The 15,153-nt window shown below is 67.7% G+C and carries 14 protein-coding genes; 5 read left to right on the top strand and 9 right to left on the bottom strand.

The features are described from left to right. Nucleotides 1-61: 61 nt before the first annotated feature. The 5 genes from ntrC to C666_RS12870 form a co-directional block, all read right to left on the bottom strand. Nucleotides 62-1,495, bottom strand: a complete 1,434-nt coding sequence (gene ntrC, locus C666_RS12890) for a nitrogen regulation protein NR(I) (RefSeq protein ID WP_004340057.1) — start codon at nt 1,493-1,495, stop codon at nt 62-64. Nucleotides 1,496-1,530: 35 nt separating this feature from the next. After that, the gene (glnL, locus tag C666_RS12885) at nt 1,531-2,598 is read right to left on the bottom strand and encodes a nitrogen regulation protein NR(II) (protein ID WP_004340055.1); all 1,068 of its coding nucleotides are present in this window, start codon (nt 2,596-2,598) and stop codon (nt 1,531-1,533) included. 91 nt (nt 2,599-2,689) lie between these two features. Next, complete coding sequence (locus tag C666_RS12880; protein WP_004340051.1) at nt 2,690-3,169, bottom strand: DUF4124 domain-containing protein; 480 nt, start codon at nt 3,167-3,169, stop codon at nt 2,690-2,692. 135 nt (nt 3,170-3,304) lie between these two features. Next, nucleotides 3,305-4,714: a type I glutamate--ammonia ligase gene (gene glnA, locus C666_RS12875; RefSeq protein ID WP_004340049.1), complete on the bottom strand. Its 1,410-nt coding sequence runs from the start codon at nt 4,712-4,714 to the stop codon at nt 3,305-3,307. Between the two features lie 218 nt (nt 4,715-4,932). Beyond that, nucleotides 4,933-6,117, bottom strand: a complete 1,185-nt coding sequence (locus tag C666_RS12870; protein WP_004340047.1) for a cation diffusion facilitator family transporter — start codon at nt 6,115-6,117, stop codon at nt 4,933-4,935. Nucleotides 6,118-6,181: 64 nt separating this feature from the next. On the opposite strand from C666_RS12870, the gene C666_RS12865 reads away from it, so the two are divergent. After that, the gene (locus tag C666_RS12865) at nt 6,182-6,634 is read left to right on the top strand and encodes a rhodanese-like domain-containing protein (protein ID WP_004340046.1); all 453 of its coding nucleotides are present in this window, start codon (nt 6,182-6,184) and stop codon (nt 6,632-6,634) included. Nucleotides 6,635-6,747: 113 nt separating this feature from the next. Beyond that, complete coding sequence (gene nadA, locus C666_RS12860; protein WP_004340045.1) at nt 6,748-7,848, top strand: quinolinate synthase NadA; 1,101 nt, start codon at nt 6,748-6,750, stop codon at nt 7,846-7,848. A gap of 174 nt (nt 7,849-8,022) precedes the next feature. On the opposite strand, the gene C666_RS12855 is transcribed toward nadA, so the two are convergent. Further along, nucleotides 8,023-8,454 (bottom strand): PaaI family thioesterase, encoded by a 432-nt coding sequence (locus tag C666_RS12855; RefSeq protein WP_004340044.1) that lies wholly within the window; start codon nt 8,452-8,454, stop codon nt 8,023-8,025. Between the two features lie 53 nt (nt 8,455-8,507). Continuing rightward, entirely contained in the window at nt 8,508-9,722 is a 1,215-nt protein-coding gene (locus tag C666_RS12850; protein WP_004340043.1) for an MFS transporter, read from the bottom strand. Nucleotides 9,723-9,977: 255 nt separating this feature from the next. Between C666_RS12850 and C666_RS12845 the strand changes: the two genes are divergently transcribed. The 3 genes from C666_RS12845 to clsB all read left to right on the top strand — a co-directional run bounded on the left by C666_RS12845 (nt 9,978) and on the right by clsB (nt 13,301). After that, nucleotides 9,978-10,892, top strand: coding sequence for a LysR family transcriptional regulator (locus C666_RS12845; protein ID WP_004340042.1), 915 nt, complete (start codon nt 9,978-9,980; stop codon nt 10,890-10,892). Between the two features lie 487 nt (nt 10,893-11,379). Next, nucleotides 11,380-12,147 carry an endonuclease/exonuclease/phosphatase family protein gene (locus C666_RS12840; RefSeq protein WP_028792101.1) on the top strand — a complete coding sequence of 256 codons (768 nt, stop codon included), beginning with the start codon at nt 11,380-11,382 and terminating at the stop codon, nt 12,145-12,147. Continuing rightward, the gene (gene clsB / locus C666_RS12835) at nt 12,144-13,301 is read left to right on the top strand and encodes a cardiolipin synthase ClsB (protein ID WP_004340040.1); all 1,158 of its coding nucleotides are present in this window, start codon (nt 12,144-12,146) and stop codon (nt 13,299-13,301) included. The genes C666_RS12840 and clsB overlap by 4 nt, the downstream gene beginning before the upstream one ends. 98 nt (nt 13,302-13,399) lie before the next feature. On the opposite strand, the gene C666_RS12830 is transcribed toward clsB, so the two are convergent. Beyond that, entirely contained in the window at nt 13,400-13,828 is a 429-nt protein-coding gene (locus tag C666_RS12830; RefSeq protein ID WP_004340039.1) for a CoA-binding protein, read from the bottom strand. Further along, a complete protein-coding gene (gene gluQRS, locus C666_RS12825) occupies nt 13,750-14,748 on the bottom strand; it encodes a tRNA glutamyl-Q(34) synthetase GluQRS (protein WP_004340038.1) in 999 nt (332 codons plus the stop codon). Before gluQRS ends, C666_RS12830 begins: the two co-directional genes overlap by 79 nt. Nucleotides 14,749-15,153 lie beyond the last annotated feature (405 nt).

The raw sequence follows: 15,153 nt of genomic DNA, 5'->3' as shown, positions 1-15,153 counted from the left end.
GCGCCATGCCGCATGCGGCGCGGCGGCAATGCCGGGGGTGCTGCATGCGGTTCGCGGGGCTTCAGCCGGCGGCCTCGTCTCCGCTGGTGTGAGTGCTGCCGCGGTCTTCTTCCATGCCGAGTTCATGGATCTTGCGGCTGATGGTGTTGCGGCCGATGCCCAGCAACTGCGCGGCTTCGATGCGGCGGCCGCCGGTGGCGGCCAGCGCGCGCCGGATCAGGGTGCGTTCGAAGGCGTGGGTGAGCTGCTCGAACACCGAGCCCGGCGCGGCGGCGATCAGGCGGTCGGCCTCGGCGCCCAGGCCGTCGATCCAGCTCGTCGGCACTTCGCGCATGGGCTGGTCGCGTATTTCCGGCGGCAGGTCGGCGACTTCGACCACCTGGGCCGGCGCCATCACCGTCAGCCAGTGGCACAGGTTTTCGAGCTGGCGCACGTTGCCGGGGAAGGGCTGGCCCTGCAGATACTCGATCGCCGCGTCCGAGATGCGCTTGCGCTCCACGCCCAGTTCCTGCGCGCTCTTCTGCAGGAAGTGGCGCACCAGCAGCGGAATGTCCTCGCGCCGCTCGCGCAGCGGTGGCAAGCGCAGGCGGATGACGTTGAGGCGATGGAAGAGATCCTCGCGGAACAGGTTCTGGCGCACCCGCTCTTCCAGGTCCTGGTGGGTGGCGGCGATCACGCGCACGTTGGCGCGGATCGGCTGCTGGCCGCCGACGCGGTAGAAATGGCCGTCGGACAGCACGCGCAGCAGGCGGGTCTGCAGTTCGGCCGGCATGTCGCCGATCTCGTCCAGGAACAGCGTGCCGCCGTCGGCCTGCTCGAAGCGGCCGCGGCGCTGGGTGGCGGCGCCGGTGAAGGCGCCGCGCTCGTGGCCGAACAGTTCGGATTCGAGCAGGTCGCGCGGGATCGCCGCGGTGTTGATGGCGATGAAGGGCGCGTCGCGGCGCGGGCTGTGGCGATGCAGGGCGCGCGCCACCAGTTCCTTGCCGCTGCCCGATTCGCCGTTGATCAGCACGGTGGCGTGCGAATGCGCGAGGCGGCCGATGGCGCGGAACACCTCCTGCATCGCCGGCGCCTGGCCGAGGATCTCGGGGGCGAGCGCGGACTCCTCGGATGCACTGTTCTGATGCATGCCCTGATCCAGTGCGCGCCTGACCAGTGCGACGGCCTGATCGACGTCGAAGGGCTTGGGCAGGTATTCGAAGGCGCCGCCCTGGAAGGCGGAGACCGCGCTGTCGAGGTCGGAGTAGGCCGTCATGATGATGACCGGCAGTTGCGCATGGCGCTCCTTCACCTTCTGCAGCAGATCCAGGCCGGATTCGCCCGGCATGCGGATGTCCGAGAGCATCACGGCCGGCGGCTGGCCGGCGCGGTCGAGCTCTTCGAGCGCCTCGCTGGCGGAGCTGAAGCTGCGGTAGGGGATGTCCTCGCGGCTCAAGGCCTTTTCGAGTACCCAGCGGATGGAGCGGTCGTCGTCGATGATCCAGACTTTATTCATTCTTGTATGCACTGTTCTGGTGCGCGGCCGTCGGCTCACACACGATCGGAAATCGGTAGCAGGATCGTGAAGCAGGTGCGCCCCGGACGGCTGTCCACGTCGATCATGCCCTGGTGCTGCTCGATGAAGCTCTGGGCCAGCGACAATCCCAGGCCGCTGCCGCCCTCCCGCCCCGAGATCAGCGGATAGAAGATCTTGTCGCGGATCTCCGCCGGGATTCCGGGGCCGTCGTCGATCACTTGCAATTCCAGTGCCAGCTTGTAGCGGCGCTTGGCCAGCGTGACCTGGCGCGCCACACGGGTGCGCAGATGGATCTCGCCGGCCCCGTCGAGGGCCTGGGCGGCATTGCGCACGATGTTCAGGATGGCCTGTATCAGTTGTTCGCGATCGGCGGTGACGTCGGGCAGGCTGAGATCGTAGTCGCGCCGTATGGCGAGGGTGGGGAATTCCGCCAGGATCAGGCGGCGCACGCGTTCGAGCACGTCGTGGATGTTCAGCGGCGCGGGCCGCATCATCGAATGCGAGCTCAGCAGCCGGTTCATCAGGTCCTGCAGGCGGTCGGCCTCGGCGATGATGACCTCGGTGAATTCGCGCAGCTGCGGGTCGTCCAGCTCGTGCTGCAGCAGTTGCGCCGAACCGCGGATGCCCCCGAGCGGGTTCTTGATTTCGTGCGCGAGGTTGCGGATCAGCTCGCGGTTGGCTTGCTGCTGCTGCAGTAGCTGCTCCTCGCGCGCCACGCGCAACTGCGCGTCGATCGGGCGGAACTCCAGCAGCAGGCGCACGCCGCTCGTGTCGACCGGGCTCACCGTGCAGTCCAGCCGGATCGGTTCGGCTTTGCCGCGCGAGATCGTCAGGTCCTGGCCGGTGTAGCTCCAGTTGGTGTGGAGCGCGTTCTCCAGCGCGGCGCCCAGCCCCGCCGGCGTGCCCAGCAGGCAGCTGAGGGGCAGGCCCAGCAGTTTGCGATGGCTGATTGCGAACAGGTTTTCGGCGCCGGGGTTGATGTAGCGGATGACCAGCTTGCCGTCGACCAGCACGACGGCTGACGACAGCAGCTCCAGGCCGGCGAAAGGGCCTGTGACGATGGGGGGAGGATGCTTCGGCATGGGCGCGTCCTGTGGGTCTCCATGCAGACATGCAAGATACGCGCCAGACTGCAAGCCACGGGGCCGGCCGTGAATGGCCGCCGCCGGCGCGTCATCTCAGGCCGGATATTTCCCGGCGCAGGGCCTCGATGTTGCGCTTGTGCAGCTCGACCTTGTCCCTGTAGGGCTGCAGGCGGTCGAGCACCTTCTGGTAGTTGCGCTCGTCGCCGAGGCGGATCGCCTCCTGTTCGGCGAGGGCCTTCTCGGCTGTCGCGAGCGCGCTTTCCTCTGTCGCCAGTTCGGACTCCAGCACTTGCCGGCGGCCGTCGTCGCGGGCGCGCTGGTCGCCCGGGCTCACCTTGGGAAAGCCCGATGGCGACACCGTGCCCGGGCTGGCTGCGGGCCGGCGGGCGGGGGCAGGCACCGTCGAGACGGACTGGCCGGTGTCGAGCGCGGTGCAGCCGCGTGCCGCGCTGCGGTCGTTCGTGTAGGTCACGCGGCCTTCGGCATCGATGCACTTGTACACCTCTGCCTGGGCGGGAAGGGCCGCATACAGCAGCACGGTCAGCGGGAGGATTCGAAGCAGGCGCATGCTCGTGTTCGTAGGTTCGCTGCGCCGGGCAGGGGGTGTGCCGGCGCCATCCTGATGGAATGGTGCCTGGATTAGACCCGATAAAAAAAGGACGGGCAATGCCCGTCCCTTTCGCTTTGCACGGTAATCCGCGGATTACAGGCTGTAGTACATGTCGAATTCCACCGGGTGGGTGGTGACGCGCATGCGGTTGACTTCTTCTTGCTTCAGCTCGATGTAGGCGTCGATGAAGTCGTTGGAGAACACGCCGCCGCGGGTCAGGAACTCGCGATCCTTGTCGAGGTATTCCAGCGCCTGGTCGAGGCTGGTGCACACGGTCGGGATCAGCGCGTCCTCTTCCGGCGGCAGGTCGTACAGGTTCTTGTCGGCCGGGTCGCCCGGGTGGATCTTGTTCTGGATGCCGTCCAGGCCCGCCATCATCAGCGCGGCAAAACACAGGTAGGGGTTGGCCAGGGGATCCGGGAAGCGGGCCTCGATGCGGCGGCCCTTCGGGTTGGCGACGTAGGGAATGCGGATCGAAGCCGAACGGTTGCGGGCCGAGTAGGCCAGCTTGGTCGGGGCTTCGTAGTGCGGCACCAGGCGCTTGTACGAGTTGGTGCCGGGGTTGGTGATGGCGTTCAGCGCGCGGGCATGCTTGATGATGCCGCCGATGTAGTACAGCGCGGTCTCCGACAGGCCGGCGTAGCCGTTGCCCGCGAACAGGTTCTGGCCGTCCTTCCAGATCGACTGGTGCACGTGCATGCCGGAGCCGTTGTCGCCGACGATCGGCTTGGGCATGAAGGTGGCCGTCTTGCCGTACTGGTGGGCGACGTTGTGCACGATGTACTTCAGCACCTGGGTCCAGTCGGCGCGCTTGGTCAGCGTGCTGAACTTGGTGCCGATTTCGCACTGTCCGGCGTTGGCGACTTCGTGGTGGTGGACTTCGACCGGCACGCCGCAGGCTTCGAGCGCGAGCACCATGGCGGCGCGCACGTCATTCAGGCTGTCGACCGGGGGCACGGGGAAGTAGCCGCCCTTCACGCGCGGACGGTGGCCGGTGTTGCCGCCTTCGAACTTGTCGGCGGTGGACCAGGCGGCCTCTTCGGAGATGATCTTGCTATAGACGCCGGACATGTCGACCGACCATTCGACCGCGTCGAAGATGAAGAACTCGGGTTCCGGGCCGAAGAAGGCGGTATCGCCGATGCCGGTGCTCTTCAGATAGGCCTCGGCGCGCTTCGCGATCGAGCGCGGGTCGCGGTCGTAGCCCTTGCCGTCGGACGGCTCGATGACGTCGCAGCTCAACACCAGCGTGGTTTCGTCGAAGAAGGGGTCGATGTAGGCGGAGGCGGGTTCCGGCATCAGGATCATGTCCGAAGCCTGGATGCCCTTCCAGCCCGCGATCGAGGAGCCGTCGAAGGGGTGGCCGTGCTCGAAATGCTCTTCCTCGAAGGCCGAAACCGGCAGGCCGACGTGGTGCTCCTTGCCGCGGGTATCGGTGAAGCGCAGATCCACGAAGCGCACTTCGTTTTCCTGGATCATCTTCATGACGTCTTGGGCGTTCATTTTCACTCCTGGTGAGATGAGGCGTTGTTTGCGTTGAGCGGGCTTCGCACCGATCGGTGACCGATGCGCGAAATTTCGTGACTCAGGCTAAGCACTAAGCGTGCCAAGCATGATTTCGTGTGCAGAGCATTGTGCCACAAGGGGCAATGCGCAACCGCTGTGCCCGAATGCGTCGAGGTGGGCACCATTATGGTGCGTACGATCGGGGTGATGCACCATCATGGTGCAATCTGCTCGAAAAAGCGGATCGAACGGTAGAAAGCATGCTCCCTCAAGCACTCGCGGGTGCGCAGGCGCAGTGCTTCTGCCTGCCCGGGAGGCAGCGGAGCGGGCAGCAGCACTTCGACGTCGATCCGGTTGCCCAGATAGTGGAGCTGCACCCGCCCGGGCTCGGGGAGATCGCCGCCGAGCAGCGTGCCGACCATGGCGAGGGCTTCCTGGCGTCCGGGCAGCGGGCCAGGCGGCACGGTCTGCAGGCCGCCATCGTCCTCGGGGTCGATATGCACCAGTATGTCCTGTATTTCGGGATGGGCCGCGCGCACGCGCAGGTAGACATCGTCCGATACCCGGTGGCCCTCGGAGACGGTCAGCCTGGGGGCAACCTGAACGTGGGCGTCGCACAGCACGCGGTCCGCCATGCGCCGCGTGCGCATGTCGTGCAGGCCGATGACGCCGGGGGTCTGCTCGATGGTTTCGCGGATGCGCGCCAGCTCTTCCTCCGACAGGCCGGTGTCGATCAATTCCCGGATGGCCTTCCAGGCCAGGCGCAGGCCCATGCTCACGATGAGGAAGCCCACCAGCGCAGCGGCCAGCGGCTCGAGAAAGGGATAGCCCGCCAGGCTGCCGCCGATGCCGATCGCCACGACGAGCGACGAGGCCGCGTCCGAACGCGCATGCCAGGCGTTGGCTTCCAGCAGCGGCGCATTCAGCCGCCGCGCCGCGGCCAGCGTGTAGCGGAACAGGCCCTCCTTGGCGGCCAGGGTCAGCAGGGCCATGGCGAGGGCGGCGGGATGCAGGTCCGGCAAGGCCTCCATGTCCTGCAGGCGCAGGCCCGAGCTCCACAGGAAGCCGACGCCGACGGCCACCAGCACCGCGCCGAGCAGCATCGTCGTGGCGGTCTCGATGCGGCCATGGCCGTAGGGATGGTTGGTGTCGGCCGGGTCCGCGCCGCGGCGGCCGGCGAACAACACCATCAGGTCGGTGACGAGGTCGGACAAGGTGTGCGCGGCATCGGCCACCAGGCTGAAGGCGTTGGCGAACAGGCCGATGGCGACCTGCGCAACGGAGAGCACCGCATTGGTGACGATGGCGACCAGGGTGGTGCGCTGGATGCCCCGGCTGCGCCGGACCTCGCCGCCGTCCGGCGGGTGGGCATGGGGTGGGTGCAAGTGGGAATGGTTCATGCGGGCGCTTGGGAAGGACGCGCTATACTTCGCGCGATACACACGATTCTAGACGGATGATCGCATGGGAACCTTGTCCGATCTGCTCGCGCTGGCCCAACGCCGCGCAGCCGACCTCGACCTGCCCTACCAGGGCGCACTGACGCCGGCCGAAGCCTGGCAGGTGCTGCAACTCGCGCCGGGCGCCAGGCTGGTGGACGTGCGTTCGCGTGCCGAGCTCGACTGGGTCGGACGGGTGCCCGGCGCGGCCGAGATCGAATGGTCGTCGTGGCCCGGCATGCAGCGCAACCCCAATTTCGTCACTCAGCTCAAGCACCAGGTCGATGCCGAGGCGCTGGTGATGTTCCTGTGCCGCTCCGGCGGACGTTCCGACGGCGCCGCCCGCGCGGCGGTCGAGGCCGGCTACAGCAACTGCTACAACGTGCTCGAAGGCTTCGAGGGCGACCGCGACGCCAATGGCCAGCGCAACCGTATCGGCGGCTGGCGCCACGCCGGCCTGCCCTGGCAGCAGGGCTGACCTCTTTCTTACAAACCGGGCGCCGCGCCGCAGGAACCCTTTCCGGCGCCGGCCGATCCGAGACACCAAGGCCCCCGCCTGCATCCCCTCCCGACAGGAACCGGATTCGCATCATGCAAGTAGCCAACATCAGCTTCGACCGCTTCAACGTGCTCGCCGACAACGAGGCGCAGGAGCGCATCCGTGCCGCCCGCGCCCGCCTTGGCGAGCGTGCGGTGCTGCTGTGCCACCATTACCAGCGCGCCGATGTCTACCAGCACGCGGACCTCACCGGCGATTCGCTCAAGCTCGCCCGCCTGGCCTCGCAGACCGATGCCGAGTACATCGTGTTCTGCGGCGTGCATTTCATGGCCGAGGTCGCCGACATCCTCTCCAAGCCCAGCCAGGTCGCCATCCTGCCCGACCTCGCCGCCGGCTGTTCGATGGCCGACATGGCCAGCCTGGCCAAGGTCGAGCGCTGCTGGCGTGAACTGGCCGAGGTACTGGACAAGCCCGACGAACTGATCACACCGGTCACCTACATCAACTCCGCGGCCGACCTGAAAGCCTTCTGCGGCGAGCACGGCGGCATCGTCTGCACCTCGACCAACGCCCCCACCATCCTCGACTGGGCTTTCGCCAAGCGCGAGAAGGTGCTGTTCTTCCCCGACCAGCACCTCGGCCGCTGGACCGGCTTCAAGAAAGGCATCGCGCTCGACGAAATGCTGGTGTGGGACCCGGATCTCGAATACGGCGGCCTCACGCCCGAGCAGATCCGCAAGGCCAGGATCCTGCTGTGGAAGGGGCACTGCTCGGTGCATCAGATGTTCCAGCCGGTCCATATCGACCGCTGGCGCGAGAAGAACCCGCAGGGCTTCGTGATCTCGCACCCCGAAAGCAGCCTCGACGTGTGCCGCAAGTCCGACTATGTCGGCTCGACCGAGTACATCATCAACACCATCACCGCCGCGCCGGCCGGCACCCATTGGCTGGTCGGCACCGAGCTCAATCTCGTCAGCCGCCTGGCCGAGGAGATGAAACCCCACGGCAAGCACATCCAGTTCATGGCGCCGACGGTTTGCATGTGCTCGACCATGCAGCGCATCGACCCGCAGCACCTGGCATGGACGCTGGAAAACCTCGCCGACGGCAAGATCGTCAACCAGATCAAGGTCCCGCAGCACGAGGCCGAACTCGCCCGCATCGCCCTCGACCGCATGCTGGCCGTGTCCTGAGCGCGCACCTGCACGAACGAAAAGGGCGGCTTCCTCGCGGAAGCCGCCCTTTTTGCATCAGGCCTTGCTACAACATGTCGCCAAAACGGGAAAACATCGACACATTGCGCCGTCCTGTCGTCGGCGAGGACATGAACGGCGTCACCGTCCACGCTTGCATGGGCATGAATCGCCTCAGCCCTTCGGCCACAGGATCATCTGCGTGCAGCGGAACAGCGCGATGGTGCGTCCGATGGCCTCGTCGCGCACGGTGGCGTCCCAGACCTGGGTGCTGCGCCCCAGGTGCTGGGCTGTAGCCACGCAGGCGATCGCGCCTTCGCGCACCGTGCCCAGGTGGTTGCTCTTCAGTTCGATGGTGGTGAAAGACTCTGCGCCTTCGGGCAGGTGGGCGACGGTGGCGTAGCCGCAGGTGGTGTCGGCCAGCGCCACGACGCTGGCCGCGTGCAGGAATTCATTGGGCGCCACGTGCAGCTTCTTCACCGGCATGCGGCTGCTCAGCGTGCGTTCGGCCAGTTCCAGTATCTCGATGCCCAGGTAGCCGGGCAGGTACTCGCTGCCGCGCGTGTTCAGCAATGCGACGTCGATTCCAGGGCGCAGGATGCTCATGGGGGTGTCTCCTTTGGTGGGTTCTCGGGGGTGTGTCGTGGTCGCGGGCGTGTTCAGGCCGGTTGTGGGGTGCGTGCCACCGGTGCTTCGCGGATCGGCAGGTTGAGTACGGCGGCCAGCGCCGCCAGGGCGATGTCGGCATACCACATCCAGGTGTAGTCGCCGTTCAGGGTGATGCTGATTCCGCCCAGCCAGGCGCCCAGGAAGCCGCCGATCTGGTGCGACAGCAGGGTGAGGCCGAACAGCGTGCCCAGGTAGCGGATACCGAAAAGCTTGCCGACCAGCGCGGCGGTGGGCGGTACCGTGGCCAGCCAGGTGAAGCCCAGGCCGGCGGCGAACAGGTAGAAGGTCCATTCCGTCTTCGGCATCACCAGGTACAGCGCGATCAGGACCGCCCGCGAGCCATACATGATGGCCAACACGTTGCGGCTGCGGTAGCGCGAGATGCAGGAGCCGGCGTACAGGCTGCCGAAGATGTTGGCCAGGCCGATGATGGCCAGAGACCAGCTCGCCACCGAGGGCGGCAGGCCGCACAGGTCCACCTCGCCCGGCAGGTGGGTGACGAGGAAGGCGATGTGAAAGCCGCAGGTGAAGAAGCCGGCATGCAGCAGCAGGTAGCTGCGATCCCCCATCGCTTCGCGGATCGCGCGCCTCAGGCCGCCCTTTTCGGCCGCCGGGTGCGTCGGCGCATGGCCGCCCTGGGCCACCTTGCCGATCAGCGGCAGTGCCGCCAGGGTCATCACCGCCAGCGACCATAGCGCGCCCATCCAGCCGAACACCTGGATCAGCTTCTGCAGCAGCGGAGCGAACACGAACTGGCCGAAGGAGCCGCCTGCGTTGATCACCCCGGATGCGGTGCCGCGTGCTTCGGCCGGCAGGCGCTGGGCGGCGGCGCCGATCAGTACCGAAAAGCTTCCCGCGCCCGAGCCGATGGCCGACAGCAGACCGAGCGACACCACCAGCCCGAAGGTGGAGTCCATGAACGGCGTGATCGCGCTGCCCAGCGCAAGCACCAGGATGCCCGCGACCAGTACCGCGCGCGGCCCCCAGCGGTCCGCTGCGGCGCCGGCGATGGGCTGGATCGCCCCCCAGGTGAACTGGCCGATGGCCAGCGCCAGGCTGATCGAGGCGATGCCCAGCCCGGTGGCGCTGTTGAGCGGGCTGACGAACAGGCCGAGCGACTGGCGCGCGCCCATGGTGATGGCGAGGATGCCGGCAGCGGCGAGGGTGATGGCCAGCACTTCGGGCTGGCGCAGGGAGCGGAACATGGAGATGGCCTGAACGTCGGGAAAACAGGGCGCGCGCGCCCTGGTGGGTGATGGGTAAGCGTTGCGTGAGGATAAATTCCAGATCGTCTACTGGAAAGTCCATAATTCGATTCGTTACGTCAATCAATCGTTGACGATGCTTGAGCAGGCAGAACGTGCGTTCATCGGGCCGGCCGGGTCACACGGCTCGGGGCCGGGCATGAATCGGCGCGGTCTCGCCTGCGGCCGTGCCCTCTATCCTGCCGGGAGTGTCGAATGAGCTGGTTGCCTGCCTGGGAAGGCTTCATCCGCGTGGTCGAGGGGGGCAGCATGGCCGCCGCCGCGCGCACGCTGGGCTGCACGCGCGCCCAGATCAGCAAGCAGATGGCCGAACTCGAGCGCCGCCTGGGAGCGCGCCTGTTCGAGCGCTCCACCCGTCGGCTGGCGCTGACGCCGGCCGGCGAAGTGTTCCATCAGCATGCGCTGCGCGCGCTGGAAGCGGTGGATGGCACCGAGATCGCCATGCGCAACCTCGGCGACAGACCGTGCGGCACGCTGCGGGTGAGCGCCACCGTCTCTTTCGGCCGCCACTGTGTGGCGCCGCTGCTGCCCGGCGTCGCCGCAGCCCATCCGGACCTGGAGATCGAACTGATCCTCACCGATCACGTCGTCGATCTGGTGGGCGACAGCATCGACCTCGCCCTGAGGATGACGCGCCTGCCGCCGGACGATGCGGTGGCGCGCCGCATCGTCAGCCTGCGCCGTGTCGTGTGCGCCGCGCCCGCCTACCTGGAGCGCCACGGCACGCCGCATCTGCCGCTGGACCTGCTGCAGCACCAGTGCCTGAGCTACCTGCTGGGCGACAACAAGAGCTGGGTCCTGGTCGACGGGAACGGTGTCGAAGCCGTGGTGCCGGTGCGCAGCCGCATCCACTTCAACAACATCGACTGCATGCTCGACGCGGTGCTCGCCGGTCATGGCATCGCCATCCTGCCCACCTATCTGTGCCACCGCGAACTGGCGGGCGGCATCCTGCACACAGTGCTGGACGGCTACGAGCCGGATGTCGTGTTCGGCCGCGATCTGTACGCCTGCTACACCCCCAGCCGGGTACGTGTGCCCAAGGTGCGCGTCTTCCTCGATGCCTTGCTGCAGCGCTTCCAGCCGGTGCCGCCGTGGGAGGGCAACTGAGGGAGGGCTTCGATGTGCCCGTTGTCGATGGCGCTCGAGCAAGTGAACGACGAACCGCCGGGCCTGCATCGAGCAGCCCGGCGGTTCGTTTTGCGTGCCCTCACTATACATGTCGTTTGAGACGGCAAAAAAGGCAGTTTTCTTACGGATAGTTACATTATGGAGCGCAAACGCCGTTCGTTGTGCAGGCTCCGCTGGCGAAGGGTGTGCGCGAATGATAGACAGAGGCGGCGCCACCAGGGCGCCGTGTCCGGAGGTGGCTGCCGGGGTCAGAACTTCGCCTGCAAGCTCAGCCTGTAGCTGCGCGGCTCGCCGTAGATGGTCTTGAAATAGGAGGTGCCGTTCGGCCTTCAGGCAGGAGCGCCGATGCGTGTGATTCCAGTCGCCATAAGCTGAGGGTAGGTCGCGCCAAGGCGCGCCTGGTCGGGTAGCATCGCAGGTAGAGGCCGTGCTGATCCCCGATGAGGCGTTCTTTGTCGGGGGCGGCATGTGCTTTATCGGGGGTTCCGTGTTCCGAATCTGCACCTACAACATCCACAAGGGCTTTTCGCAATTCAACCGCCGCATGGTGGTGCATGAACTGCGGGACCGCCTGCGCACGCTGGATACCGACCTCGTCTTCCTGCAGGAGGTGCAGGGGCTGCACCTCGGCCATACGGCGCGCCACCCGAACTGGCCGGCGCTGCCGCAGCACGAGTTCCTGGCCGAGGAGACCTGGCACCAGACGGCCTATGGCGGCAACGCGGTGTATGACCACGGCCATCACGGCAACGCCATCCTCAGCCGCCATGCCATCCTCAGCCAGGCCAACCAGGACGTTTCCGACCACCGCTTCGAGCGCCGCGGCCTGCTGCATTGCGAAATCCAGCTGCCGGGCTTCGATGTGCCGGTGCATTGCGTGTGCGTGCATCTGGGGCTGATCGGCGGCAGCCGGCGGCGGCAGATGGAAACGCTGGCCGAGCGCATGGAGCGCCTTGCGCCCGCCGGCTCGCCGCTGATCATCGCCGGCGACTTCAACGATTGGCGCAACCGTGCCGACGGCGTGCTCGCGGACCGGCTCGGTCTCGTCGAGGCCTTCGGCAGCGGGCGGGGACGGCCGGCGCGCAGCTTTCCGAGCGCGCTGCCCTTCTTCCGCCTGGATCGCATCTACGTGCGCGGCTTCCGCATCCGGCGGGCCGAGGTGCATTTCGGCCCGCCGTGGGCGCGGATTTCCGATCATGCCGCCCTGACGGCCGAACTGGAGCCGCTGGCTTGATCACCTGCCAGCCCGGCAACGCGGTGAGCTTGCTGGAGAATGGCGAGCAGTATTTCCCCGCGCTGAGGGCGGCGATCGATCGTGCCGAGCACGAGATCTTCCTGCAGAGCTACATCTTCGAGCCGGACGAAACCGGCCGCAGCGTCGCCGCCGCGCTCGAACGCGCCGCCGCGCGGGGGGTGACGGTCAAGGTGATGGTCGACGGCTTCGGCGGGCGCAGCTTCGTCGCCCACCTGCTGCCGCAGCTGCTCGAACGCGGCGTGCAGGTGCTGATCTACCGCCGCGAACTGCGCATGCTGTCGCTGCGCCGCAACCGCCTGCGCCGCCTGCATCGCAAGCTCGTCGTCATCGACGGGCGCGAGGCCTTCGTCGGCGGCATCAACATCATCGACGATTTCGATGCCGGCAATCCGGCGCACCCGCGCTACGACTACGCCGTGCATGTACGGGGGCCGATCCTGGCGCCGATCCTCGCTTCCGCGCACCGCCTGTGGCGCCTGCTGTCGTGGGCGAGCTTTCGCCGCCGCCGGGCGCTGCCGCTGGTGGCCCAGGCGCAGGCCGGCGTGGCCGGCGACATCCGCGCCGCCTTCGTCGTGCGCGACAACCTGCGCTTCCGCCACGCGATCGAGGATGCCTACCTGGAGGCGATCGGGGGCGCACGGCACGAGCTCGTCATCGCCAATGCGTATTTCTTTCCCGGCCGGCGTTTCCGCCAGGCGCTGATCGACGCCGCCGGGCGCGGCGTGCGCGTCATCCTGTTGCTGCAAGGGGTGGCCGATCATCCCCTGCAGCGCTACGCCACGCGCGCGCTGTATCCGTATTTCCTGAAGCACGGCATCCGGCTGTTCGAGTACCACCGCAGCCAGTTGCACGCCAAGGTGGCGGTGGTGGATGGGGACTGGGCGACGGTGGGGTCCAGCAACATCGATGCCTTCAGCCTGCTGCTGGCGCGCGAGGCCAACGTCGTGATCGAGGACGAGGCCTTCGCCGCGGCGCTGCGCGCCAGCCTGGAGCGCGCACTCCACAGCGGAGCGAAGGAACTGCGCCAGTCGGACTGGCGTCGGTTGTCGCTGCTGCAGCGCGCCCTGAACTGGGCGTCGTACCAGCTCGTCAGGCTTGCGATCGGGCTTGCCGGCTACGGCGGCAAGCACTGACGCCTTTCCGCACGGGCCGGCTGCCTGCGCGGCAGTAAAGCGCCCGGTCGAGCCGGAGGTGTGGATGACGTATTTCTGAGCTGCCTGTACGGCAGTGTTCAGCCCTGCCGGCCCAGCGCCATGTGCTCGACTTCGGTGCAGCGGTTCATCACCACCTTCAGCCCGGCCTCGGCGGCCCGCTGCGCCGCCTCGGGCGCGATCACGCCCAGTTGCATCCACAGGCAGCCCGCGCCGGCGGCGATCGCATCCTCGGCGACTTCCATCACCTCGTCCGGATTGCGGAACACGTCCACGATGTCGATCGGGCCGGGGGCTTCGCGCACGCTGGGGTAGCACTTCTCGCCCAGTACCTCGTCCCAGGCCGGGTTGACCGGAATGATGGTGTAGCCGGCGTCGCGCAGGTAGCGCGCGACCGCGTTGCTCGGCCGCTGCGGCTTCGGCGAGATGCCTACGATCGCGATTCTGCGGGCGTTGGCGAGCAGGTCGCGGATGGCGCTGCGGTCGGCGGAGATGTCGTTGGGGTGCATGGCGTCCTCGGCGGGTCGATGGGGGTTGTGGGGGAATGGCGCCGGCGCGGGACGGTGCCGAGCTGCCAGTGCTGAAAGGCCCAGCGCCAGACTTCGGCGAGCGGGGCCTGGTCGAGCCCGGCCGGCGGCGCCTGGCCGAGAAAGCGCAGCGCGGCGCACAGCGCCGCGGCCGGCGGATATGCGTCGATCGCGTCTGCGCGCGTCTGCTTCGACAGCTTCTCGCCCGCGGCATTGGTGGCGACCGGCAAGTGGGCGTAGGCCGGCTGCGGCATGCCGAGCAGGCCTTGCAGATGGATCTGGCGGGCGGTGGAGTCGAGCAGGTCGGCGCCGCGCACCACGTGGGTGACGCCCGCCTCGGCATCATCCACCACCACCGCCAGCTGGTAGGCGAACAGGCCGTCGGCGCGCAGCACCACGTAGTCGCCGGCGTCGAGCGCGAGATCTTCCTGCTGCCAGCCCTGGATGGCGTCCTCGAAGCCGACCGTGCCCTCGGCGCGCACCCGCCAGGCGCGCGCCCGGCGTCCGGGGGGCAGGCCGTCGCGGCAGGTGCCCGGATAGCGCCGCGAGCCGTCGCGCGCGAGTGCCGAGTCCGCCATTTCGCGCCGGGTACAGGCGCAGGGGAAGGCATGGCCGGCCGTTTTCAGCCGATCGAGGGCAGCCTGGTAAGCGTCCCGGCGGCGGCTCTGCCATACGATTTCGCCGTCCCATTCGAAGCCGAAGCGCGCAAGCGTGGCGATGATGCCCCCGGCCGCGCCCACGACAGTGCGTGGCGTATCGACATCCTCGATCCGCAGCAGCCAGCGGCCGCCGCGGTGGCGCGCTTCCAGGTAGCTGCCTGCCGCCGCGACCAGCGAGCCGAAATGCAGCGGGCCGCTGGGCGAGGGCGCGAAGCGGCCGACGTAGGGCGAGGGTGCGGTCATGCAGGGCGGGTTCATGGAAATGCGAACGAGGTGCCGGCGGGGCTGTGGCGGATACCGCAATTCTGCATCGATTCTTGGCCGTCCGCGTTGAAAGAGGCCCCGGGAGCACATACCGGCAGACCGGCCCCGCGCCGCGGCAAGAGGAATTGATTCCTGTCAATCACAGCTTCCGGGCTTGGCGCGTAGCATTCGACCATGCCCGATGCGTCGTGCCCCATACCGCATCGCTTGCTCGACACCAACGGAGAATTCCCATGAAAAAGACCCCTCTGATCCTTGCCGCCGTGCTTGCCAGTCTCCTCGCCGCCTGTGGCGGACAGGACTCCGGCAGCGCGGCTCCCGCGCCGGCCGCAGCGCCGGCACCGGCTCCTGCGGCGGCTCCCGCTCCCGCGCCGGCCCCGGTGG

This window comes from Thauera linaloolentis 47Lol = DSM 12138, assembly GCF_000310205.1.
Taxonomy (GTDB): Bacteria; Pseudomonadota; Gammaproteobacteria; order Burkholderiales; family Rhodocyclaceae; genus Thauera; species Thauera linaloolentis.
The sequence above is the reverse complement of the archived record's forward strand: the minus strand, read 5'-3'. Positions and strand labels throughout refer to the sequence as shown.

Bases quoted from the DNA above. Each gene is read 5' to 3' on its own strand.
- C666_RS12845 (WP_004340042.1), top strand. From the start codon at position 9,978: ATGAGCTGGTTGCCTGCCTGGGAAGGCTTCATCCGCGTGGTCGAGGGG.
- C666_RS12840 (WP_028792101.1), top strand. From the start codon at position 11,380: ATGTGCTTTATCGGGGGTTCCGTGTTCCGAATCTGCACCTACAACATC.
- C666_RS12830 (WP_004340039.1), bottom strand. From the start codon at position 13,828: ATGCACCCCAACGACATCTCCGCCGACCGCAGCGCCATCCGCGACCTG.
- glnL (WP_004340055.1), bottom strand. From the start codon at position 2,598: ATGCCGAAGCATCCTCCCCCCATCGTCACAGGCCCTTTCGCCGGCCTG.
- C666_RS12880 (WP_004340051.1), bottom strand. From the start codon at position 3,169: ATGCGCCTGCTTCGAATCCTCCCGCTGACCGTGCTGCTGTATGCGGCC.
- gluQRS (WP_004340038.1), bottom strand. From the start codon at position 14,748: ATGACCGCACCCTCGCCCTACGTCGGCCGCTTCGCGCCCTCGCCCAGC.
- ntrC (WP_004340057.1), bottom strand. From the start codon at position 1,495: ATGAATAAAGTCTGGATCATCGACGACGACCGCTCCATCCGCTGGGTA.
- C666_RS12850 (WP_004340043.1), bottom strand. From the start codon at position 9,722: ATGTTCCGCTCCCTGCGCCAGCCCGAAGTGCTGGCCATCACCCTCGCC.
- nadA (WP_004340045.1), top strand. From the start codon at position 6,748: ATGCAAGTAGCCAACATCAGCTTCGACCGCTTCAACGTGCTCGCCGAC.
- glnA (WP_004340049.1), bottom strand. From the start codon at position 4,714: ATGAACGCCCAAGACGTCATGAAGATGATCCAGGAAAACGAAGTGCGC.
- C666_RS12870 (WP_004340047.1), bottom strand. From the start codon at position 6,117: ATGAACCATTCCCACTTGCACCCACCCCATGCCCACCCGCCGGACGGC.
- C666_RS12865 (WP_004340046.1), top strand. From the start codon at position 6,182: ATGGGAACCTTGTCCGATCTGCTCGCGCTGGCCCAACGCCGCGCAGCC.
- C666_RS12855 (WP_004340044.1), bottom strand. From the start codon at position 8,454: ATGAGCATCCTGCGCCCTGGAATCGACGTCGCATTGCTGAACACGCGC.